Annotated in this window: 17 protein-coding genes and 9 pseudogenes; 10 read left to right on the forward strand and 16 right to left on the reverse strand. The window is 68.8% G+C overall.

All coding sequences use genetic code 11. The features are described 5' to 3' along the window. Positions 1–742: pseudogene (locus ASF41_RS20500) on the forward strand (IS701 family transposase); the annotation flags it as partial. Between the two features lie 525 nt (positions 743–1,267). On the opposite strand, the pseudogene ASF41_RS20505 reads toward ASF41_RS20500, so the two are convergent. From ASF41_RS20505 to ASF41_RS20515, 3 genes and pseudogenes are all read right to left on the reverse strand, one after another. Then, a pseudogene (locus tag ASF41_RS20505) lies at positions 1,268–1,753 on the reverse strand (transposase); the annotation flags it as partial. Continuing rightward, on the reverse strand, positions 1,750–2,613 hold the full coding sequence (locus ASF41_RS20510; protein ID WP_156653417.1) for an IS481 family transposase: 864 nt from the start codon (positions 2,611–2,613) through the stop codon (positions 1,750–1,752). The pseudogene ASF41_RS20505 and the gene ASF41_RS20510, both read right to left, overlap by 4 nt. Before the next feature lie 163 nt (positions 2,614–2,776). Next, positions 2,777–3,335: pseudogene (locus ASF41_RS20515) on the reverse strand (transposase); the annotation flags it as partial. Positions 3,336–3,574: 239 nt separating this feature from the next. Between ASF41_RS20515 and ASF41_RS24400 the strand changes: the two are divergent. Then, positions 3,575–4,015 (forward strand): transposase, encoded by a 441-nt coding sequence (locus ASF41_RS24400; protein ID WP_082504716.1) that lies wholly within the window; start codon positions 3,575–3,577, stop codon positions 4,013–4,015. Positions 4,016–4,144: 129 nt separating this feature from the next. Here ASF41_RS24400 and ASF41_RS24405 read toward each other — a convergent pair whose 3' ends face one another. Further along, positions 4,145–4,471: a transposase gene (locus tag ASF41_RS24405; RefSeq protein WP_162242140.1), complete on the reverse strand. Its 327-nt coding sequence runs from the start codon at positions 4,469–4,471 to the stop codon at positions 4,145–4,147. 174 nt (positions 4,472–4,645) lie between these two features. On the opposite strand from ASF41_RS24405, the pseudogene ASF41_RS26720 reads away from it, so the two are divergent. Beyond that, positions 4,646–4,845 (forward strand): annotated as a pseudogene (locus ASF41_RS26720) (IS110 family transposase); the annotation flags it as partial. A 241-nt stretch (positions 4,846–5,086) separates the two neighbouring features. Continuing rightward, a pseudogene (locus ASF41_RS24410) lies at positions 5,087–5,947 on the forward strand (IS110 family transposase); the annotation flags it as partial. A 237-nt stretch (positions 5,948–6,184) separates the two neighbouring features. Here the strand turns inward: ASF41_RS24410 and ASF41_RS20535 are convergent. From ASF41_RS20535 to ASF41_RS20575, 9 genes and pseudogenes are all read right to left on the reverse strand, one after another. Beyond that, positions 6,185–6,622, reverse strand: a pseudogene (locus ASF41_RS20535) (winged helix-turn-helix domain-containing protein); the annotation flags it as partial. A 66-nt stretch (positions 6,623–6,688) separates the two neighbouring features. Beyond that, positions 6,689–7,888 (reverse strand): annotated as a pseudogene (locus ASF41_RS20545) (IS256 family transposase). Positions 7,889–7,981: 93 nt separating this feature from the next. Beyond that, positions 7,982–8,111, reverse strand: a pseudogene (locus ASF41_RS25295) (IS630 family transposase); the annotation flags it as partial. Between the two features lie 54 nt (positions 8,112–8,165). Continuing rightward, positions 8,166–8,549: pseudogene (locus ASF41_RS20550) on the reverse strand (transposase); the annotation flags it as partial. A gap of 154 nt (positions 8,550–8,703) precedes the next feature. Then, positions 8,704–9,954 carry an MFS transporter gene (locus ASF41_RS20555; RefSeq protein WP_244479737.1) on the reverse strand — a complete coding sequence of 417 codons (1,251 nt, stop codon included), beginning with the start codon at positions 9,952–9,954 and terminating at the stop codon, positions 8,704–8,706. 40 nt (positions 9,955–9,994) lie between these two features. Continuing rightward, positions 9,995–11,473 carry an MmgE/PrpD family protein gene (locus ASF41_RS20560; RefSeq protein WP_056496556.1) on the reverse strand — a complete coding sequence of 493 codons (1,479 nt, stop codon included), beginning with the start codon at positions 11,471–11,473 and terminating at the stop codon, positions 9,995–9,997. Positions 11,474–11,801: 328 nt separating this feature from the next. Next, on the reverse strand, positions 11,802–12,383 hold the full coding sequence (locus ASF41_RS20565) for a YceI family protein (RefSeq protein ID WP_056496559.1): 582 nt from the start codon (positions 12,381–12,383) through the stop codon (positions 11,802–11,804). Next, positions 12,380–12,982 carry a cytochrome b gene (locus tag ASF41_RS20570; RefSeq protein ID WP_056496564.1) on the reverse strand — a complete coding sequence of 201 codons (603 nt, stop codon included), beginning with the start codon at positions 12,980–12,982 and terminating at the stop codon, positions 12,380–12,382. Before ASF41_RS20570 ends, ASF41_RS20565 begins: the two co-directional genes overlap by 4 nt. Positions 12,983–13,016: 34 nt before the next feature. Continuing rightward, entirely contained in the window at positions 13,017–13,637 is a 621-nt protein-coding gene (locus tag ASF41_RS20575) for a YceI family protein (RefSeq protein WP_407067311.1), read from the reverse strand. 115 nt (positions 13,638–13,752) lie between these two features. On the opposite strand from ASF41_RS20575, the gene ASF41_RS20580 reads away from it, so the two are divergent. From ASF41_RS20580 to ASF41_RS20600, 5 genes are all read left to right on the forward strand, one after another. Next, positions 13,753–14,760, forward strand: coding sequence for a LysR family transcriptional regulator (locus ASF41_RS20580; protein ID WP_056496575.1), 1,008 nt, complete (start codon positions 13,753–13,755; stop codon positions 14,758–14,760). Between the two features lie 64 nt (positions 14,761–14,824). Continuing rightward, entirely contained in the window at positions 14,825–15,868 is a 1,044-nt protein-coding gene (locus ASF41_RS20585) for a YihY/virulence factor BrkB family protein (protein ID WP_056496578.1), read from the forward strand. Positions 15,869–16,066: 198 nt separating this feature from the next. Continuing rightward, on the forward strand, positions 16,067–16,519 hold the full coding sequence (locus ASF41_RS20590) for an RNA polymerase sigma factor region1.1 domain-containing protein (protein ID WP_056496581.1): 453 nt from the start codon (positions 16,067–16,069) through the stop codon (positions 16,517–16,519). A gap of 23 nt (positions 16,520–16,542) precedes the next feature. Beyond that, entirely contained in the window at positions 16,543–16,722 is a 180-nt protein-coding gene (locus tag ASF41_RS20595) for a hypothetical protein (RefSeq protein WP_156653419.1), read from the forward strand. Positions 16,723–16,797: 75 nt separating this feature from the next. Next, on the forward strand, positions 16,798–17,367 hold the full coding sequence (locus ASF41_RS20600) for an NUDIX hydrolase (RefSeq protein ID WP_056382871.1): 570 nt from the start codon (positions 16,798–16,800) through the stop codon (positions 17,365–17,367). A gap of 101 nt (positions 17,368–17,468) precedes the next feature. On the opposite strand, the gene fabI is transcribed toward ASF41_RS20600, so the two are convergent. From fabI to fabA, 3 genes are all read right to left on the reverse strand, one after another. Continuing rightward, on the reverse strand, positions 17,469–18,302 hold the full coding sequence (fabI, locus tag ASF41_RS20605) for an enoyl-ACP reductase FabI (RefSeq protein WP_056211878.1): 834 nt from the start codon (positions 18,300–18,302) through the stop codon (positions 17,469–17,471). 405 nt (positions 18,303–18,707) lie between these two features. Next, positions 18,708–19,934, reverse strand: a complete 1,227-nt coding sequence (gene fabB / locus ASF41_RS20610) for a beta-ketoacyl-ACP synthase I (RefSeq protein ID WP_056496587.1) — start codon at positions 19,932–19,934, stop codon at positions 18,708–18,710. A gap of 114 nt (positions 19,935–20,048) precedes the next feature. Further along, positions 20,049–20,624 carry a 3-hydroxyacyl-[acyl-carrier-protein] dehydratase FabA gene (gene fabA, locus ASF41_RS20615; protein ID WP_056211882.1) on the reverse strand — a complete coding sequence of 192 codons (576 nt, stop codon included), beginning with the start codon at positions 20,622–20,624 and terminating at the stop codon, positions 20,049–20,051. A gap of 337 nt (positions 20,625–20,961) precedes the next feature. Here fabA and irr point away from each other — a divergent pair, with 337 nt between their 5' ends. After that, positions 20,962–21,471, forward strand: a complete 510-nt coding sequence (irr, locus tag ASF41_RS20620) for a Fur family transcriptional regulator Irr (protein ID WP_056211884.1) — start codon at positions 20,962–20,964, stop codon at positions 21,469–21,471. Positions 21,472–21,550 lie beyond the last annotated feature (79 nt).

A 21,550-nucleotide genomic window follows, 5' to 3' on the forward strand; every position in this document is an offset into this window, starting at 1 on the left:
TCGTCGTCGACGAGACGTGGACCGACCTGGACCTCGGATCCGGCCCGGCTGGCCGCCGTCCACGTGCCGGAGGGGACAAGCTTCGCGACCAAGCCGGGGCTGGCTCTGGCGATGATCGAGCTGGCGATGGCCGCCAGCGTGCCGTTCTCCTGGGTGGTGGCCGACACCGTCTACAGGGTCAGCGACATTGAGATGGCGCTACGCCGGGCGGGCAAGGGTTACGTGCTCGGGGTCAAGAGCGATCATCTGTTCAATTCCTGGATCGGCAAGCCACCGGTGGCGGGCAGCGCCGAGGCGATCGCGAACGGCCTTGCTCCGACGGCCTGGACGCGTCTGTCGGCGGGCGACGGGACGAAGGGCGCGCGGCTGTACGACTGGGCCTACTGCGAACTGGCCGACCTCGATGGTGCCGACGACCAGACCGGCCTGTGGACGCGGGGGTTCCTGATCCGGCGCAGCCTGGCTGACGCCGAGCGGGCCTACTTCACGACCTAGTGCCCGGCCGGCACGCCGATCCAGACCCTGGTCGGCGTCGAGGGACGACGTTGGAGCATCGAGGATGCGTTCGAGACGGCCAAGACCGAACTCGGGCTCGCTCACAACGAGACCCGCTCCTGGCACGGCTGGCACCGACACGTCAGCCTGGTGATGATGGCCTTCGCCCTGCTGGCAGGTGATCCGCCATTACGCCAACGCACCGCCCCTAAAAAGACCGGCTCGAACGAGACCACGCACCCATTGATCCGCTGGTCGGTGCAGGAGATCCGCCGCATCGCGGTCCAACTCGCGCAGCGGCGCATCCAGCCCGCTCACGTCATCGCATGGTCGCTCTGGCGACAGACGCATCAGACGGCCGCCCGCCGGGCACATCTCAAACGCCGTACCTCAAACCCCAAACGGCGACGACACGGCCCAAAGCCCAGCACAGCCACCCGACAGACATCACACACCAATGCTAGCTCTTTGAGCCTTCTCTGATTGGGGTTCGTGAGGCAAGCGATCTCCCCATCGATGTTTCTTGGTCCCGGTGTGTCGCTCCCGCGGGTCACGCGCTTCTCTTCGCGGTCGGCGCGAGGCCGCCGCATGATGGGGTCAGGAGAGCGAGGCGTCTCAATTTGTTTCACGACCTGGACTGCTGGCGCAGGCCGGTTCGAGACTCTCGACGAGATCGCCTCGCCCATCGTCCCCACGGGAACGATCCGGGTCACTCTCGCGGGTGAAGTCTGGCGTGCCGTCGTTCTGTTCGACGGGGCAGGCGTGTCTCACGTCAAGCGGCGGTCGCGATCGCCGGTGCCGGCGCCTTGCCAAAGCGGAACTCGGTCTCGTCGCTCCACATCCGGTGCAGAACGCCGGCGAGCTTGCGTGCGACGGCCACGCGAGCCCGCGCCATGCCACGATGCTTGGCAACCTGCATCCCCCAGGCGCCCAGGCTCGACCATTTGCGCGAGCGCGTCAGCAGAGAATGCGCGGCCTCGTAGAACGCGGTGCGGGCCAACTCGTCGCCGCAGCGGCTGACCTTGCCCTGGATGTCGGTCTCGCCCGACTGGTAACGAGACGGCGTCAGGCCGAGATGAGCGCCGACGTCCCGAGAGTGCCGGAACCGCTCCGGCCAGTCGATAGTGGCTCGGAAAGCGAGTGCAGTGATCGGGCCGACGCCCGGCACGTTCATCAGCCGCCGGCAGACCACCTCGTCCCGCACGATGACGAGAACCTGACGGGTCAGCCGGTCTAGCTGCTCCAGCATCGTGGCTAGGTGTTCAGTCCCGAGGTGAGGTGGGTCGGATCGTATCTGAACCGGTCCGGATCGTCTGCCCAGGCTCGGCAGGTCGCTTCGTATGGCGTGAGGCCGCGTAAGGTCTTGAGCCGGCGAGCGAAGTTGTAGGCATCCAGGAAGGCGGCGAGATGGTCCCGCAGCTGATCGTGGCTGTCGTAGTGGTAGCGCTTGACCGTCGCCTCCTTGAGGGTCCGGTTCATGCGCTCGACCTGGCCATTGGTCCACGGGTGGTTTGGCTTGGTGAGCCGATGCTCAATGTCGTGCGCCCGGCAGATCTGGTCGAAGCGGTTGATGCGGTACAAGGCAGTCGGGCCGCAACGGTTCTTGGGCAGCTCGGCGAACTGGATGCCGTTGTCGGTCAAGATGATGTGCAGGCGGTAAGGACAAGCCTCAATGAGCGCCTCCAGGAAGGCGCAGGCCACGGGCCGATCAGCGCGTTCGTGCAGCTGGGCGAAGGCGTATTTGGATGTCCTGTCGATGGCCACCCAGAGGTACAGCTTGCCTTCGCCGGTGCGAACTTCCGCGATGTCGATATGGAAGAAGCCGATCGGGTAGGCCTTGAAGGCTTGCTTACCGGGTTTGTCGCCGCCGACCTCGGGTAACCGACTGATCCCGTGGCGCTGCAGACAGCGATGCAGCGACGAGCGGGTCAGGTGCGGGATGGTGGCCTGGAGCGCGTAGAGGCAGTCGTCGAGCGGCAAGAGGGTGTGCCGGCGGAAGGCAACGATAATCGCCTCCTCTTCGGTCGTGAGCACGGTCGAGCGCGGCGTCTTCGGTCCCATCACCGCGTCATGCACGAAGGCACGCTTGCGCCACTTCGCGACCGTCTTGGGGTTCAGCCCATGCTATGCGGCAAGCTCTTTGCGCGAAGCTTTCGATCGCTGTAGCGCTGCTCTGACCGCGTGCGTGGTCGTGGCGCAGCCGTGAAGAACCTGTCCCATAACGCCTCCCGGTATGAAGCGACCTCAGCCAAACTGATGCCACCACACTGCGGGACTGCACAGCTAGGATCGCCAGCAGGGGCGTGACGAGCGGCAGGATCAGGGGATCGTCGCCGGCCAACTCTCGCACGCGCCCGGCAAAGGCGGCGCGGGCCGGGGTGCCGAGCTTGATCCCGCCCTCGCGCAGGATCGCCCGCACCACGTTCTCGATGGCGCGCATCTCGTTGAGCACGGTGCGCCGCGCCACCAGCAGCGAACGCCAGAGCCGGGACTGACGCGACTTGACGTGAACCTGCCGGAACCAGCCTGTCCGCATGATCTCGGCGAGCGCACGGGCATCGTTGCGGTCGGTCTTGTTGGGCATCGTCTTCATGGCCGCGTTGGCAGACCGTGTCTTGATGCAGATCGCCGGTAGACCCGCAGCGCGCAGTTCGTCGTGCAGCCAGGCCGTCAGCGAACACGCTTCCAGGCCGACACGCTCCAGGGGCAGGCGGAGCCCAGTCAGGGCAGCGATGAGATCGGAGGGCTCGCTTGCTGCCCGCAGCTCCTTGATGATCCGACCCGTCTCATAAGATCGCGGTCTCTTCCAGGGAGACGTCGAGTCCGGCAAAGTAAATCATGGCTGCTCTTTTCCTGATGCTGTGGCGATCCAACGTCGACCACGATCTCACATCTCGATAGGAGCAGCCGCCTTCAGCGGACCCACAGCGTGACCCCAATGACCCCATCTGTCTGAGGCCCTCAGCCGTCCGTCCCCATCTGCTTCGTGTGCAAACACGAATTCCGCCTGGCGGGGCGGAGTGGAGAGCAGATGTGGACGGACTGACATCGGACGCGTCATGAGGCGCGTCTGAAGGACATGGTGCTGCAGGCAGGCTTGGACGAGGTCACCCGCTTCGTGGAGGGGGCAGATCCGCCAAGTAGTCCGGGAGCGACGCCTGCGCGCCAAGTTCTGGCAGCGATTGCTTGGCACCTGCGGGTTGGCGGCGCGTGGCGGGCGCTGCCAGCGGGCTTTCCAACCTGGCGTACGGTGTACGGCTGGTTCCGACGCTGGATCGAGAAGGGCCTGTTCGAGGACCCGATGCGAAATCTGGCCCGCCGGCAACGACAGCGTTGCGGACGCCGGCCGGAGCCGCGGCTGGCAATCGTCGACACGCAAAGCATCAAGTGCATCGGTGTGCGCGGGCCACGCAGTTATGACGGAGCCAAGAAGCTGGTCGGTCGCAAACGCGTCGCATTGGTCGATGCCTGGGATTGGGATTGCCCCAGTTTGGTGGACACTGATACCAACTCTCATTGATCAGCATGCATGAGCCCATTGGCGCCGTCCGATGGAGGTAATGCGCCAGGGCTGGGCGATGAGCTTGTTCCAGGCCTCGCAGCACTGGTCGAGGATGTCGGCATAGGATCGGAAGATGCGGTTGCCGAGTCAGTTGTCCCGCATGAACTGCCAGAGTTTTTCAACGGGGTTCAGCTCGGGCGAGCGGGCTGGGAGGGGCAGCAGGGTGATGTTGCCCGGAACGAGCAGCTTCCTGGTGGTGTGCCAGCCGGCCTGATCGAGCAGGAGCACGGCGTAGGCGCCGGGCGCGACGGTTGCGGAGATCTCTTCGAGGTGATGGGCCATGGCCGACGTGGTGCAACGGGGCATGACCAGGCTTGCCCCAAGCCTCGGGCCGGACAGATCGCTCCGAAGATATAGGCTGACTGCGTGCGCTGATCCTTTGGCGCCGAGGGTCGCGTCCCGCGTGCTGTCCAACGCCGGGTAAGCGTGTTCTTCTGGCCGATCCGCCCCTCGTCGCAGAACCAGACCTCTATCGGCTTGCCGCCGACGGCCTGCGCGATCTGCGCCAGACGGTCGGGGAAGTCTTTATGGGATGGCCCGCCCCTCACGTCCTGACGGTACGCTGTCGGCGTCAGGAGGAGAGGACCGATGATCAAGACACCCATCGCAGTGCTCGGGATCGACCTGGGCAAGTACACCTGCAGCTTGGCGGGATTGGATATAAATRGGGCCATCGTGCTTCGGCGCCGCATGACGCGCGAGGCCGTGATTGCCTTCGCGGCGAGCTTGCCGACCTGCATCGTCGCGATGGAAGCGTGCTGCGRCGCGCACTTCCTCGGTCGCACGCTCGCTGCACAGGGCCACACGATCCGGCTGATGTCGCCCGAGTACGTCCAGCCCTACGTCAAGGCGTGAGATGTCCGATGACCGCGATGCGGAGGCGATTGCCGAAGCCGCGACACGACCGACCATGCGGTTCGTCTCGCTCAAGAGCGAGACGTAGTTGGACCTGCAGGTCCTGCATCGAGCCCGCGAACGCCTCGTGCTTGCACGCACCAGCTTGATCAATCAGCTACGCGCGGTGCTTCNACGCGCACTTCCTCGGTCGCACGCTCGCTGCACAGGGCCACACGATCCGGCTGATGTCGCCCGAGTACGTCCAGCCCTACGTCAAGGCGTGAGATGTCCGATGACCGCGATGCGGAGGCGATTGCCGAAGCCGCGACACGACCGACCATGCGGTTCGTCTCGCTCGAGAGCGAGACGTAGTTGGACCTGCAGGTCCTGCATCGAGCCCGCGAACGCCTCGTGCTTGCACGCACCAGCTTGATCAATCAGCTACGCGCGGTGCTTCTGGAGCGTGGCATCGTTCTGCCGAAGGGCCGCCTCGTCCTGATGCGTCGCTTGCGAGAGATCGGGATGGACGAGCTGCCCGTAAGCGGTCGAACMCGCAGGCTGATCGAGGATCTCTGCGAAGAAGCATCKGCCCTGGACGAGCGAATCAGAGCCTATGATGAGGAGTTTGCCGACCTGACGCGCACCGWTGMGCAGGCGCGACGCCTCAGCAGTATCCCCGGCGTCGGCATAATCAACGCGACCGCTCTCCTTGCTGCGGTCGGCGACGCAAGTGCGTTTTCCAAAGCTCGGGATCTGGCGGCCTGGCTCGGTCTGACCCCGCGTCAGCATTCGACAGGCGGTCGGACAAAGATGCTGGGCATCAGCAAGCGCGGAAAYCGCTATCTGCGCAAGCAGCTCATCCATGGGGCTCGCGCCGCGATGCCCCATCTGGCCGCCAAACCGACACCGCTCGGGGYTTGGTTGCAAGGTTTGCTCGCACGCTCTCACCCGAACGTGGTCGTGGTGGCACTGGCCGCCAAGCTGGCCCGCATCGTGTGGGCGCTACTGCGTCGAAAACAAGCTTTCGATCAGGGCGCGCTCGCGACGGCCTGATCGCACATCGACAGCGACCGGCGCTTCCAGCCGGAGTTGAAGCAGTCTGCGTGAGGTGACGGACAGATGGCATAACGGTCGAACCGGCGTCGTGGTGATCCTGGTTTTAAATGCGGTGCGGGACACCGCAGGCTTTATGAGGACCCAAGGCGCGYGGATATCCATCTTGGCCAGGACACGGTCCTGAGACCGGATACGTTGATGCAGACCGCATCGCCATCAAAACGCATCTTGCAGACGGGGCGGGCCATACGTTTTAAAAGCCGCCGCGGCGTCTGGGTCCTGGGCGTGATGGCGCGGGCGAGCCGAGAGTTGGCGGTAGCCCATGGCCCGCAAGACCCGGCTCAAGGTCTGCTCGGAGACCGACACGCCGTGATCCTCGGACATGATCTGGGCCAGATCGCACAACCGCCAGCGCACCACCCCGTGAGCGGCGGGCGTCGGCCCCTGTTCGATCAAGGCCTTCAGGAGATTGCGTTGCTCGGCGTTCAGGCGCGGACGGGCACCAGGGGCCTTGCCGTCGATCAGCCCGGCCGGGCCGTCCGTGTTGAAGGCCACGACGAAAGTTACGCACCGTCTGCAATCCGACCCCGCCGATCTCGGCCGCCTCCGAGCGCGAGCTCCCCCCGCCGAGATCACGGACACCGCCAACAGGCGACGGGTCTGGGCCGGATGGTCGTGTCCCTGGGCGTGGTGTAGCTCACTGAGGGCCACCACGATCACCGGCTTGGGCTGGGAGGATCAGGCTTCCAGGGTCGGCAGGCTGACGAGGGGATCATCGCCGATCGGGGTGATGCTTTCCAGCGTCATGTAACGGGACCGCTGAACGGCCCATTCGTCGTTTTGTTCGAGCAGGATCGCGCCGATGAGGCGGGTGATGGCAGCCTCGTTGGGGAAGATGCCCACGACCTCGGTCCGGCGTTTGATCTCGCCGTTCAGGCGTTAGAGAGGGTTCGTGGAGTGGAGCTTGACCCGATGGGCGGCCGGGAAGCCCATGTAGGCCAGCACGTCAGGCTCGGCCGTGTCCATCAGGGTGGCGAGCTTGGGCACCTTGGGCCGGAGCTGATCGGCGACCCGCCGCCATTGTTGACGGGCCGCCTCCGCGTCGTCCTGCGCGAAGGCGGTGGCGATGAAGGCCGAGACGACGCGCCGCCCGCTGCGTCCGGCATGGGCGAGGACGTTGCGCATGAAGTGGACGCGGCACCGTTGCCATGTCGCGTTCATCACCTTGGCCACCGAGGCCTTGATGCCCTCGTGGGCGTCCGAGATCACGAGCTTGACCCCGCGCAGGCCGCGCCGCGCGAGCTTGCGCAGGAACGCGGTCCAGAACGTCTCAGCCTCCGACGAGCCCACGTCCATGCCGAGGACCTCGCGCCGGCCGTCGGTGTTGACGCCGACGGCCACGATGACGGCCGCCGAGACGATCCGGCCGTCCTGGCGCACCTTCACGTAGGTCGCGTCGATCCAGAGATAGGGCCACTCGCCCTCGATGGGCCGGTCGAGGAACGCGCCGACCCGCTCGTCGATCTCCTGGCACAGGCGCGAGACCTGGCTCTTCGACATGCCCGTGCCGCCCATGGCCTGGACGAGGTCGTCGACCGAGCGGGTCGAGATCCCCTGGATGTAGGCCTCCTGGATCACCGCGGTGAGCGCCTTCTCGGCCATGCGGCGCGGTTCCAGGAAGCCAGGGAAGTACGAGCCCTTCCTCAGCTTCGGAATGCGCAGCTCGACCGTACCCGCCCGCGTCTGCCAGTCCCGGTCGCGATACCCATTGCGCTGGACCAGGCGCTCGGTGCTCTTCTCGCCGTGGGCGGCCCCAGTCAGGCCGCCCACCTCCAGCTCCATCAGCCGCTCGGCCGCAAAGCCGATCATCTCGCGTAGCAAATCCGCGTCGGCGCTCTTCTCCATCAGCCCACGTAGGCTCATCATCTCGTCGGTCATCGGGGATCTCTCGGGTTCGGGGTTGGTGCTCGCAACCCGACCCTACCCGGCAATCGCCGATGACCACCCGTCAGCTACACCACCGCCTGGGACACGACCGGGCCGCGGATCCCGCGACCCCTTGGCCAGACCGCGCAAGGCTTGCGCATCAAAATCCGATCGCAGCGGCACCGGAGCAGCCATCGCATCCTCCTCAGGCTCCAAAACCTGAGGACAGAATCATGACCCGCATATCGACGCCACCCCGCGTGAGTCTCGCTCAACGAGGCTTGGTATGACCGCAGTATTGCCGTCCCACCCCGACCGAGTGGCGGCCCTTCTTGGGAAAGCCAGTATCATCGACGATCCAGGCCTGGATCGGGCCCTGGCTTTCGATCAGGGGCAAAACTTCGCTGCGTACCCGGGCCAGCAAAGCGCTGTCCGACCATTCGCCCTTGGCCACGAAGTGATGCAGCGCCTGATGGGTGGCTTGGACACGCGCCGGCGCGATCCAAGCCGCCATCGGCTCGATGCTTTTACGAGCACCCGGCAGCAGCAGGCCCGTACAGTAGGCCTTCAGCGGCCCCATCCGATCCGCATGACCCAGGACGCCTGACAAAGCCTCCAGATAGGCCGCAAAACGCAGCTGGTCGGCAGCCAACGGGGAGTTCAAGCGATCCATGCCTCGCTCCATCGCGAGATCGAATCCTCAATCCCACACCTAAACTTTGTGACATAGTATTACTAGATGCCGGGTAAACTACCGTTTTCTCCTCGAAGATCCTGTCAAGTTGAGTATCGAATGCGGCGCGACCTGTCCGTCGCCCCTGCGAACGTTACCTTGACGCCGTCGTTGCCAGACGCCGGGCGGTGACAAACCCGAGGCCCGCGATGACGACGGCGCAGAGGCTGAGGGCGGGGAACTGGCCGAGGCCCTGGAGGGCACCGCCGAGAATCGCGACGCCGAGGGCCTGTCCGCAGAAGAACGAGAAGGCGTGGAGCGCCACCGCCGAGGCGCGGGCGGTCGGCGCCACCTCGGTCACCTGCACCTGGAAGGTGTTGTGGAGCATGTAGAAGCCGAGCCCCATGGCCACCAGGGCGGCGCAGTCGAGCTGCCAAGTGCCGGCGAGGCCGATGGTTACGAGGGCGCCGGCGCAGATCAGGCCGCCGCCGATCAGCATCCGCGACATGCCGAGGAAGCGCAGGAGCAGGCCGACTGAGAACGAGTAGAGCAGCCCTCCGGCGGCGAAGCCGGCCAGCGCCAGGCCGGCCTCGCGGGCTCCGCCCTCGCCGCGGGCTTCGATCAGCGGGGCGAGGTGCGGAAAGATCCCAAACACCGCGATCGCCTCGACGAACACGGCCCCGAACAGGGTGCGGGCGCGCGGATTGCCCACGATGGTGCGGTAGCGCGCCACCGCCGTGTGGAATTCCGGCCGCCGAGCCCGGGCCGCCGCGCGGCGGTCGAACCCAAGGAGCGCCGCGCCGCAGCCGAGGGCGGCCACCGCCGCGGTGATGGCGAAGACGCCGGCCCAGCCGATCGCCCCCTCGATCAGGCCCGCGAAGGTCGAACCCGAGAGCTGCCCCAGGATCACCGCCACGAGGAAGCGACCGATGGCGATCTGCCGGCGCTCGATCGGGATGCGGTCGCCCATCAGCGCGAGCGCCAGGGGCACGACGCCCCCGGCGCTACCCCCGGCGATCATTCGCAGGACGAACAGGATGTCGAGGCTGGTGGTCAGCGCGCAGGAGGCCAGCGCCAGGGTTAGGATGCCAAGGCAAATCGCGATGATCCGCTCCTTGCCCAGGGCGTCGCCCACGGGGCCGAGGATCGGCTGGATCAGCGCGTAGGGCAGGGCGAAGGCGGTGGAGAGCAGCGCCACCGTGTGGGGATCGCTGCGCAGGTCTCGCGCCAGCACGCCAACCAGCGGCTCGATGGAGCGGCCCGCGAAGGTGCTGGCGAAACCGGCGAAGGCCAGGATCACGATCAGGCGCGTGGTCGAGAACTCGGCCTTCAGGTCCGTGATCCTTGCTGGCGGCGGGCGATGGCGGGCTGGCGCAGGGCGAGGCCCAGGAGCGGGCATCGCCATACGCGGCCGGGATCGGCCCGTCGATCCCGATCCTCTGCGGTCAGGCCTGGACCCCGGCCCGGGCCACGTCGCCGGCATTCGGCAACTCGGCGATGCGCCAGCACAGGTCCATGACCCGGCGCACCTGGGCGTTGGGCAGGATCCCGTCCGCGAGGTCGGTGAACTTGGTCTCCAGCGCGGCGTCCGCCATCGGCCGCTCGACGCTGCCGATGGCATGTTCGATGCGCCGGGGCAGGCTGCGGCCGTCCGTCAGCACCACCGTGAGCTCGACCTGCTCGGGCCGGATCGCCGGGTCGACCACCGGCTTCACCCGGGCGCGCAGGGCCGCGATCACGGAGTCGTTCACCGCCCGGTCGCTGAACTGCTTCTCGCCGCCGGCCCCCTCCACCAGCGCCACCGCGACGGCGTGGGTGATGCTGAACTTGCCCTCGAGGCCGGTGCGCGGCGTGGTCTTGCCGGTGAGTTCGAGCACCAGGGGATGGACCTTCATGTCGACCCGCTCGATCATGTCGGCGGTGAGATGGGCCTCGTTGCGCAGCTGCACCGCCGCGTCGATGGCCGGATGCATGACGATGCCGCAGGCGAATGGCTTGTAGGTGTTCAGCGCCGCCTCGTAGCGGGTGCCGAGCCCTTCCGTGATCTCGCGGTAATCCTGCTTCGTCGAGATGGTGTTGGCCCAGCCGCGCCTGGCCTCGATCATTCCGTCCGAGCTCGTGTAGTTCTTCGCGGCCAGGATCGCGGCGAACAGGCCGTTCGAGGCGGCCCGGCCCGGATTGAAGCTCTTGTTCATGGAGCCGAAGGATTCGCGCAGGCCCACGGGCTGCGAGGCGGCGAGCCCGAGCGCCCAGACCATCTGCTGCTCGGTGAGGCCCATCAGCTTGCCCGTCGCGGCCGCCGCCCCGAACACCCCGGCGGTGCCGGTGATGTGCCAGCCGACATCGTAGTGGTTCGGGTAGACCGCGTTGCCGATCCGGCACTCCGTCTCGACGCCGAGCACCAGGGCGTTGAGGAAGTCCGCCCCCGAGACCGGGTTCATCTCGGCGTAGGCGAGGATCGCCGAGGCGACGGGGCCGGCCGGGTGGATCACGGTCTTCAGGTGGGTGTCGTCGTAATCGAAGATGTGGCTGGCGACGCCGTTCAGGAAGGCGGCGTTCAGGATGTCGAAACGCTCGGGGCGCCCGAACAGGCCGGCCTGCGGCGGGCCGGAGAACGGCTTGAGGGCCGAGACCGCGACGTCCAGGGTCTCGTGATGCGATCCGCCGATGGCGACGCCGACCCAGTTCAGCAGGGTGCGGGTGCCCTCGCGGCGGACGGCCTCGGGCAGGTCCGCGTAGCGCGCGCCGACCACGTAGCGGGCGAGGATCCGGGTGACCTCCGGCGGCACCGGCTTCGGTTCCGCCTTGGCCTCGCCCTTCGGCTCCGGTGCGGCTTGGGCGGGACGGACGGCGCTGCCGGTTCCCGCGAGCGCGAGGCTCGCGGAGCCGAGCAGGGCGCGGCGGTCGATCGTCGGCACGGGCATGGATCTCTTCCTCTGGCGTCCTGCGGCTCGCGCCCGCGTGGACGCCGCCGTGCCGGACGCGCCGGGGCCGAGGCCGCCGGCGGGACCGGAACCGAGGCATAACCCGACCCTCGCGGCAGGGCTCCCGCTTTCTGCAAGCCATCCGCGGTTTTGCGCGCCGGTTACGCATGAGAAACAAGATATCCGGTCGGATACAAAGGTCTCGATGCGCCGTGCAAGCACAGGTTTCGCTTTCGGAGCGTCCTTCCGGCGACGTGCAATCGGAGAGATGCGATCCCGCGTGAATCCCGACGAGCCCGCCGACGGCCAATGTGCTGGCCGATCCGCTTCAGGGCTTGGGGGCCGTCTCCGTCGCAGTGAGGTCGATGTCGACGCCGACCTCCAGGGCGACCCATTGGCCCGAAGCCCAGGGGCCCTGCCCGACGCCGAACTGCGTGCGCACGAGGTCGAGGTGGCCCACCGCCCGGGCCGTCGCTCCCGCGAACGTCAGGCGGAAGGGCAGGACCGCATCGCGGCGGATGCCGCGGATCGTCAGGCTGCCGACGGCCTCGTAGGCGTCGCCCCCCTTGGCGACGAACCGCGTCGCCTCGAACCGGGCCTGCGGCGTGGCCTTGACGTCGAACCATTCCGCCTGGGGCAGGGCGGTATCGCGCTGGGCATCGCCGGTCTCGGCGCTCGCGAGGTCGATATCGACCACGGCGTGCCCCGTCTCCGGGGTGGCGGGGTCGAGGGTGATCTGTGCGCTGAAGCGCTTGAAGCGACCCTTGAAGGGCGTGCCGACCTGGACGCCCGAGAACCCGATCCGACTCTGGGCCGCATCGACGGTCCAGGCCGCGGCCGCGGCGCAGGCGGGCAGGGCCAGGGGCGCCGCCGCGAGGGCGACCGCGAAGGCGAGGCGAGCGGCGATCATGGCTGGAATCCGGGTTTGAGCGGGGCGCGGGGCAGCATCCGCCGGAGGGTGTCGTCGCGCAGGACGAGGTGGTGGCGCAGGGCCGCACCGACATGCAGCAGCAGGAGGCCGATCAGCGCCCAGGCCCCCCAGGCATGGACCTGCTTCAGCACCGCCTCCACGGCGGCCTTGTTCGCCAGCTCCGGCAGCACCGGCAGGTGCGGCCAGGGCAGGACGCCGTAGAGCACGGTCGGCAGGTTGAAGGGCGAAGCCGAGACCACGGCCCAGCCGACGAGCGGCAGGCCGAGGAGGAGCCCGTAGAGCAGGGCATGGGCCGCGTGCGCGCCGGCCCGCTCCCGGGCCGGCAGCGTCGCGGGCAGGGGCGGCGGCCGGTGGGCCAGGCGCCAGCCGAGGCGCAGCAGCGTCAGGGCCAGCACCGTGAGGCCCACCGACTTGTGCCACTGGTAGAGCTGGAACCGGCGCATCGGCGCCAGGTCCCCGTGCGTCATGGCGAGACCGATCGCGATCAGCCCCAGCACCGCCAGCGCACTGAGCCAGTGCAGCGCGATGGCGACGCGGGTGTAGCGCGGCTCGGGCCCGACGCGGGCGGTCTCGGTCATGACGCGCTCCCTTCGGCGGGGTGGACGGAAAGGCCTATTCCTTGCGCTCGAAGGCGCCCGCGATGGTGAGGTGCAGGTCGTCGCCGATCAGCGGCACGTAGGTCTTCACGCCGAACTCGGAGCGCTTGAGCGTGCCGGTGGCCTCGAAGCCCACGGTGACCTTCTTGTTCAGCGGGTTCACGCCGGCGCCGATGAGGGTGACGGTCAGGGTCACCGGCTTCGTCACGCCGTGCAGGGTCAGGTCGCCGGTGACCTTCGCCTTGTCCTTGCCCTCGGGCGTCACCTTCGTGGAGACGAAGGTCATCTCGGGGAACTTAGCCGCGTCGAGCCACTGGTCGCCCTTGAGCTCGCCGGTCAGCTTCTCGCTGGTCGTCATCACCGAGGCCACCGGGATCTTGATGGACAGCTTCGAGGCGGCGGGGGTCTTCGGCTGCAGCTCCAGGGTGCCCGAGACGTCCGAGAAGCCGCCCGAGTAGTTCGAGAAGCCCATATGCGAGACGGTGAAGCCGACCTGGGTGTGGCCGGGATCGACCGCGTAGGTGCCGGCCTGGATCTGGGCCGGGTCGCGGGTCGGCGGGGTCTGGGCGAGGGCCGGCGCGGCGAACGCGAGGGCGAGGGAGACGGTCTGGGCGACGAGGGATGGCGAGAGACGGATCACGGGGTTCGCTCCGAGGATGAGGGCGCCGATGAGGGTGGCATCTGGGCGCCGGGTCGGTGGAGCGCCAATAGGCCGCTTCCCGCGGGTGCGATAGCGCGCTAATCGGGGACACATGGTTGCGCATCTGGAAACCTTCGCCGGAAACCTCGACGATGTCCGGGCCTTCTGCGCCGTCGTCGACCTCGGCAGCATGACCCAGGCGGGCGCCTTCCTGCGCGAGACCAAGGGCAGCGTCAGCCGGCGCGTCGCCCGCCTCGAATCGGTGCTGAAGGTGACGCTGCTCGCCCGTACGCCCCGGGCGGTCTCGCCCACCGCCGAGGGGCTCGCCTTCCACGCCCGGGCCCTGGAGAGTCTCGCCCTCCTGGACGAGGCCCTGCAGACGGCCCGCGGTGCCCGCACCCTGCCGCGGGGGCACCTGCGGGTGACGGCCTCGATCGATTTCGGGGTCGAGGTGCTGCCGGATCTCGTGGCGAGCTTCCGGGCCCGGCACCCGCAGATCACCCTGGAACTCCTCATCACCGACAGCCGCCTCGATCTCGCGGCCAACCGGGTCGACCTTGCGCTCCGCCTCGGCGGCGGCGACCACCCCGACAGCGGCTACACTGCGCCGATCCTGGCCGACCTGACGATCGGCCTCTACGCGGCCCCGGCCTACCTGACCCAGCGCCCGGCCCCGGCCGACATCGACGGGCTGGCGGCGCACGACGTGGTGCTGGCCCGGGAGCGTCTCGGTGCCACCCAGATCCTCGTCTCGGACGTGGCGGGGCGCGAGGCCGGGATCACCCTGCGGCCGGCCGTGCGGGCCACGGATTTCGCCACGGTGCTGCGCCTCACCCTGGCCGGGGCCGGGATCGGCCACATCCCGAGCCTCGTCGCGGCCAAGTCCCTGGCCCGGGGCGACCTCGTGCGCGTCCTGCCCGAATGGGCGAGCCGGGGCGGGACCCTGCGCGCCGTCACCCTCGCGGGCCGCGAACTCCCCGCGCGGGTCCGCCTGTTCCGCGAGCACGTCCGCACGGAGATGGCCCGGCGGGCCGCGATCTGCCCCAGGTCCGGGCTCGATCGTCCCACGCCTGTGCCGGCATCGGTGGCGACCTGTGACGAGAGTTCAGGCAGAGTGTGATCCCGGGGGCGGCGCGCCCCGCGCGGCGGGGTTCCGGCGACGAGCGGTCCGGCAGGGTGTCGGCATGGTGCGAGACGACGATGAGGGGCAGGATTGGCGCTCGGTCAGCACCCGCCCCCTGAACCCGGAAGAGCTGGCGGAGGCGCGCCAGCGCGCGCACGAGCCCGGGCGCGGCCGGGGCGCGACCGACCCCGTCGACATCCCCAAGGCCGGCTGGCGGGACATCCTGTGGCGGGTGTTCTGGGCGATGCCGCAGGACCGGGTGCTGACCACGGCGGGCGGCGTCGCGTTCTTCGCCCTGCTGGCGGTGTTCCCGGGCCTCGTCGCGGTGGTGTCGATCTACGGGCTGTTCTCGGATCCCCACGTCATCAGCCAGCACGTCAGCCTGCTGACGGACATCCTGCCGCCGGGCGCCCTCGAACTGGTCTCGGACCAGCTGGTGCGGATCGCGCAGCGCAGCACCGGCTCCCTGAGCACCACGTCCGGCATCAGTCTGCTGATCGCCCTGTGGAGCGCCAATTCCGGGGTGAGCGCGCTCTTCGACGCCCTTAACGTGATCTACAAGGAGCGCGAGAAGCGCAGCCTGGTCCGCTTCTACGCCACCACCTTCCTGTTCACGATCACCAGCGTGGTGTTCTTCCTCGTCTCCACCGGCGCGGTGGTGCTGCTGCCGGCGATCCTCGACCGCCTCGGCTTCATCACCGCCACCGACACCGTCCTGCAGATCGTGCGCTGGCCGGCCCTCCTTGGCGTGGTCACCCTCAGCCTGTCGCTGATCTATCGCTACGGCCCGAGCCGGAACCGGGCGAAGTGGCGCTGGGTGACCTGGGGCAGCAGCCTCGCGGCGCTGTTCTGGGTCGGCGCCTCGGGAATGTTCTCCTGGTACGTGGCGAGCTTCGACAGCTACAACCGCATCTACGGGTCGCTGGGAGCCGGCATCGGGTTCATGACCTGGATGTGGCTGTCCATCGTCATCGTTCTCGTGGGGGCCGAGATCAACTCGGAGATGGAGCGCCAGACCGCCTGCGACAGCACCGAGGGCCGGCCGAAGCCCCTGGGCGTCCGCCAGGCCTTCGCCGCCGACAGCGTCGGGCCGAGCCAGGACTGAGCGGGAGCCCGGAGCCGGGCGGCGCCGTCGCCCCCCCTGAGCCCGGGAACAGCGCCGACGCCCGACGGGTTTCCGGACGGCAGAGCGTCGGGAGTGGCGGATGGCCGGACGACAACACGCACGACCACCCGGGCCGGGCGGAGCAGGGGCCGCCGCGGCGCGGGCCGGCGGAGGCGCAGCCGTGACGGGGTCGCGCCCATGGTGAGCGCTTCGGCGACCGTCGCGCAACGGGATCTCGGCCGGCTGATCGCCCTCGGGCGGCAGAAGGGCGAGCTCTCCCCGGCCGACCTCCAGGCTGCCCTACCGATCCACGGCATGAGCGCCGAGGCGATCGCACAGGTGGTCCTGGACCTCGAGGCCGCCGGAATTCCGGTTGAGCTCGAGGACCTGCTCACGGGGCGGGCCCATCCCGACGGAATTGCGCCGCTGCCCCTCGCGCCCGCGCCCGGACCGCCCTCCCTCGACGCCGCACCGGCCGCGCCGCGCCCGGACGCGCCGGCGTCCCGGGCCGGCGCGCCGGTGGCCGCCGGTGCGGAACCGGGTCCCGCGACCCCACCGGCCGAGGGGCACCGGGTCCGGAACGCCGTGCTGGTGGCGGCCCTGATCGTGCTGGTGCTGATGGGGGCGGTCCTGATCGCCCTCGGCCGATGAAGCGCGGCGCTCGGGAGACCGACATGGACATCCAGACGCCCCTCGCGGCGGCGATCGTCGTCGAACTGAAGTGCCGGGCCGAGGCGAGCGAGCAGGACCACAGGGTCGAGGCCGGCGAACCGGGCTACCTGACGATCGACGGCCGGATCAACCGCGGCGAGCCCATCATGGGGATCGAGGGCGCCCCGGCAGGTGGCCCCTGACGGCCACCCGCACGACAGGCCCGCGCCCCCGGGCCAGCCGGAACGCGCCCCCCGGGCGAGAAAGACCGTCCCGCGATGAAAGCCGAGATCCTCAGCCTACGGACCCTCCACGAGGGCTGGAGCCGCTACTCGCTGGCGCGGGTCCGCCTCGCCGACGGCAGCGAGGCCGAGCGCGAGATCGAGGACCACGGCAACTCCGTGGGCGTGCTGCCCTACGATCCGGTGCGCCGGGTCGCGACCCTGGTGCGGGAGCTGCGGGTGCCCGCCCTTTACGTCGCCGGCGAGCAGAGCCAGCTCGAGGCCCCCGCCGGCCTGATCGACGACGGCACCCCGGAGGACAATGCCCGGCGGGAGGTGCTGGAGGAGGCGGGCCTGCGCCTCGGCGACCTCGACTTCGTCGGCGCCACCTATTCCTGCGGCGGCATCTCGACGGAGCGCATCCACCTGTTCCTGGCCGCCTACGCCGCCACCGACCGGGTGGACGGGGGCGGGGGCGCGGACGGCGAGCACGAGAACATCCGGGTCGTCGAGATGCCGTTGGCCGAACTCGCCCGAATGGCCGATCGCTGCGAGCTGACCGACCTCAAGACCCTGACCCTGGTCCTCGCCCTGCGCGCCCGCCGGCCCGCGCTGTTCTCGGGCTGATCCGAGAGTCTGTCCGGAGTCCTGAACCTGACAGATTCTCGGGTCCTTTCGTCTCGTTTATCTGTTCGGGATAACCGGTTTCCACTGATCCCCGACAAACGCTAGACCGCGTCGCCGATGACCCCGGCCTCGTCCTGGGCCTGCAGCACGTCGGGGCGGGGCATCGAGATGATGTTGTAGCCGGAATCGACGAAGTGGATCTCGCCGGTGACGCCGCCCGAAAGATCCGAGAGCAGGTACATCGCCGAGCCGCCGACCTCCTCCTGGGTCACCGTCCGGCGCAAGGGGGCGTGCGCCTTCTGGTGGTTGAACATCAGGCGGGCATCGGCGATGCCGGCCCCGGCCAGGGTCCGCATCGGGCCCGCCGAGAGGGCGTTGACCCGGATGCCGTCCGGGCCGAGGTCGCCCGCGAGGTAGCGCACGGAGGCCTCGAGGGCCGCCTTGGCGACCCCCATGACGTTGTAGTTCGGCATGATCCGGGTCGAGCCGCCATAGGTCAGCGTCAGGAGCGAGCCGCCGCGGGGCATCCGCTTGGCCGCGCGCTGGGCGATCTCGGTGAAGGAGAAGCAGGAGATCGTCATGGTCCGCGAGAAATTCTCGCGGGTGGTGACGTCGACGTAGCGGCCCTTGAGCTGTCCCTTGTCGGAGAACCCGATGGCGTGGACGACGAAGTCGAGGCCCTCGGGGAAACGCGCGTCCAGGGCGGTGAACAGCGCGTCGACGCTGGCGATGTCCTCGACATCGCAGGGCAGGACGATGTCCGAGCCGACGGAGGCCGCCAGCGGCGTCACCCGGCGCCCGAGGGCGTCGCCCTGGTAGGTGAAGGCCAGCTCGGCCCCGTGGCGGTGCAGGACCTTGGCGATGCCCCAGGCGATCGAGTGATCGTTGGCGACCCCCATGATGAGGCCGCGCTTTCCCGCCATCAAACCCGTCATGCACGTCCCCCGGTCGCGGATCCTCGGGCCCCTCGGACCCGTCATCGTTGGTGGGAGGCTTAGCGCGGGGGTCGTGGCCCTGTCCAATCCGACCGGAGCCGAAGGCGCCTTCGCCGAAACGCAAAGGCCCCGTCGTGCGGGAGCCGCGACGGGGCCTTTGGGTGCAGGCGGGGCGGCGCGGCGGCTAGAAGTAGCCGTCGGTGTCGCAATTGGCGCGGTCTATCATGACCTGCTTGATGTAGACGGCCGTGGTCCCGGCAAGGGCGAGGCCGCCGACGGTTCCCAGCGTGAACCACAACATGGCTGTGCCTTCCAGCAATCCCGAGAAACAAGGAACGGCGGAAGGTCTCTCCAGTTCCTTAACGGGCCGGGCCGGACGTTAAGCCTGATCCGGATCCGTCGCCCTCAGGCGTCGACGTGCTTGAGGACGAGCGTCGCGTTGGTGCCGCCGAATCCAAAGGAATTCGACAGGACGTGCCCGAGCTTGGCCCCGTCACGGCGCTGGCGCAGGATCGGCATATCGGCGAAGGCCGGGTCGATCTCGTCGATATGGGCGCTCTCGCAGATGAAGTCGTTGTTCATCATCAGCAGCGCGTAGATCGCCTCCTGCACGCCCGTCGCGCCGAGGGAGTGGCCGGTGAGGGACTTGGTGGCGGCGATCGGCGGACAGTCGTCGCCGCGCCCGAAGACCTCGCGGATCGCCTCGATCTCCTTGTCGTCGCCCACGGGCGTCGAGGTGGCGTGCGGGTTGATGTAGTCGATCCTGGCGCCCTTCAGGCCCTCGATCGCCTGGCGCATGCAGCGGACCGCGCCCTCGCCGGAGGGGGCGACCATGTCGTGCCCGTCCGAGGTGGCGCCGTAGCCGGCGATCTCGCCGTAGATCGTCGCGCCGCGCGCCCTAGCGTGCTCCAATTCCTCGAGCACCAGCACGCCGGCACCGCCCGCGATGACGAATCCGTCGCGGTTGGCGTCGTAGGCGCGGGACGCCCGGGCGGGGGTGTCGTTGTACTTGGAGGACATGGCGCCCATGGCGTCGAACAGCACCGAGAGCGTCCAGTCGAGGTCCTCGCAGCCACCCGCGAAGATGATGTCCTGGCGCCCGCCCTGAATGACCTCGGCAGCGTTGCCGATGCAGTGGTTCGACGTCGCGCAGGCCGAGGAGATCGAATAGTTCACGCCCTTGATCTTGAACCAAGTCGCCAGGGTCGCCGAGGCGGTGGACGACATGGCCTTGGGCACGGCGAAGGGGCCGACGCGCTTGGGACCCTTGTCGATCGCGATGGCGGCGGATTCGACGATGACCTTCGTGGACGGCCCGCCCGAGCCCATGATGATGCCGGTGCGATCATTGGAAATGTCGCCCGCCTCCAGGCCGGCGTTCCGGATCGCCTGGTCCATGGCGACGTGGTTCCAGGCGGTGCCGCCGCCGTGGAAGCGCATCGCGCGCCGGTCGACGACGCCCTCCGGGTCGAGGGTGGGGCGGCCCTCGACCTGGCTGCGGAAGCCGAGCTCAGCGTAGGAGGCCGAACGCCCGATGCCGGACTTGGCCTCGCGCAGGGAGGCGAGGACTTCCTCGGTGTTGTTGCCGATGGATGAGACGATGCCCATCCCGGTGATCACGACACGCCGCATGGACACGATGCTCTCCGCCGCCGGGGCTTGTTCTTCGCGGTGCTTGTTCTCGAGACGGCACCTTCGCGTGGATTCAGGTAGGACTCGGGCGTCCCGATCTCAACCGCGTCGGGCTCAGCCGCCCGCCGCCTGGGCCTGGAACAGCGCGACGCGCAGGTCCTTGGCCTCGTAGATCCGGGTGCCGTCGGCCTCGAGCCAACCGTCGGCGATGCCGAGCACGAGCTTGCCGAGGCGCACCCGCTTGATGTCGATGCCGTAGACGACCTTGGTCACCGTCGGCAGGACCTGGTCGGTGAACTTGACCTCTCCGACGCCGAGCGCCCGGCCGCGGCCGGGGGCGCCGAGCCAGCCGAGATGGAACCCGACGAGCTGCCAGAGGGCGTCGAGGCCGAGGCAGCCGGGCATCACCGGATCGTTCTTGAAGTGGCAGCCGAAGAACCAGAGGTCCGGTCGGATGTCGAACTCGGCCAGCACGTGGCCCTTGCCATGGGCGCCGCCCTCGGAGCCGATCGAGACGATGCGGTCGAACATCAGCATCGGCGGCAGGGGCAGCTGCGCGTTCCCGGCGCCGAACAGCTCGCCACGGCCGCAGGCGAGCAGTTCCTCGTAGGAATAGTGCGAGGCCCGCTGGGGCGCGGCGGTCGCCGGGGCGGTGCCCGACGGAGCGTTCGGATCGGAAGCGGAAGACATGATGAGCGGATCGGTCCTCAGGGTTGGGTCCGGGGCGCGCGTGGCCCCCTCGGCGTCGCGCCGTCGGCGCCGGAACGGACACGGCACGGGCCGATCCGGCCGGCGCTGCGGCGTGAAATCGGCGCTTCGTTAACACAGGGCTTGTGCGCCTCAAAGCTGCCCGCCCGTTCGAAGCGTCCCAATCCGCGGCCGCTGCTCGGAGGCACGACGGGACGGAGGGGGCCGCCGCATAGGGCAGGGCCAGCCCCGCGTGCAGCTCGGGTTGCGATGCGGCAGCGGGTTCCGTATACATATCCGCTGAGTTTCCCGTTTTCCGCGTGGGATGTTTGTACGCCCGATGTCGAACCTTCTGCCCCTGCAGGCCGTGCTGAACGCGCGGGCCTCCGTTCCCGGCGGCGACATGGCCGCCGGCCGTCGCGGTTGCCCGCTGTCGGATCTGCGCGATCGCCTGCGCCGGGCGGGCCTGCGCCCGACCCGCCAGCGCCTGTCCCTGGGCTGGCTGCTGTTCGGCCGCGGCGATCGCCACCTCACGGCGGAAATGCTCTACGACGAGGCGATGCGCGCCAAGGTGCCGGTGTCGCTGGCCACCGTTTACAACACGCTGCACCAGTTCACCGAGGCCGGCCTCCTGCGTCAGCTCGCCCTCGACGGTTCGAAGGCCTACTTCGACACCAACCCGAGCGAGCACCACCACTTCTTCCTCGAGGACGAGGGCCAGGTGCTGGACATGCCCGATTGCGGGATCACCGTGGATTCCCTGCCGGACGCCCCCGAGGGCATGGAGATCGCCGGCGTCGAGGTGATCGTCCGCCTGCGCCGCCGTGGCCCGGTCGCCCGCAAGGCCTGACCGCCCGCCGAATCCGCACGCACCGTCATCGAGGCCCGGGCAACCGGGCCTTTTTCTTTGGCGCGGTGCCCTGACGCGC

It is taken from the genome of Methylobacterium sp. Leaf111, from assembly GCF_001423285.1.
Taxonomy (GTDB): Bacteria; Pseudomonadota; Alphaproteobacteria; order Rhizobiales; family Beijerinckiaceae; genus Methylobacterium.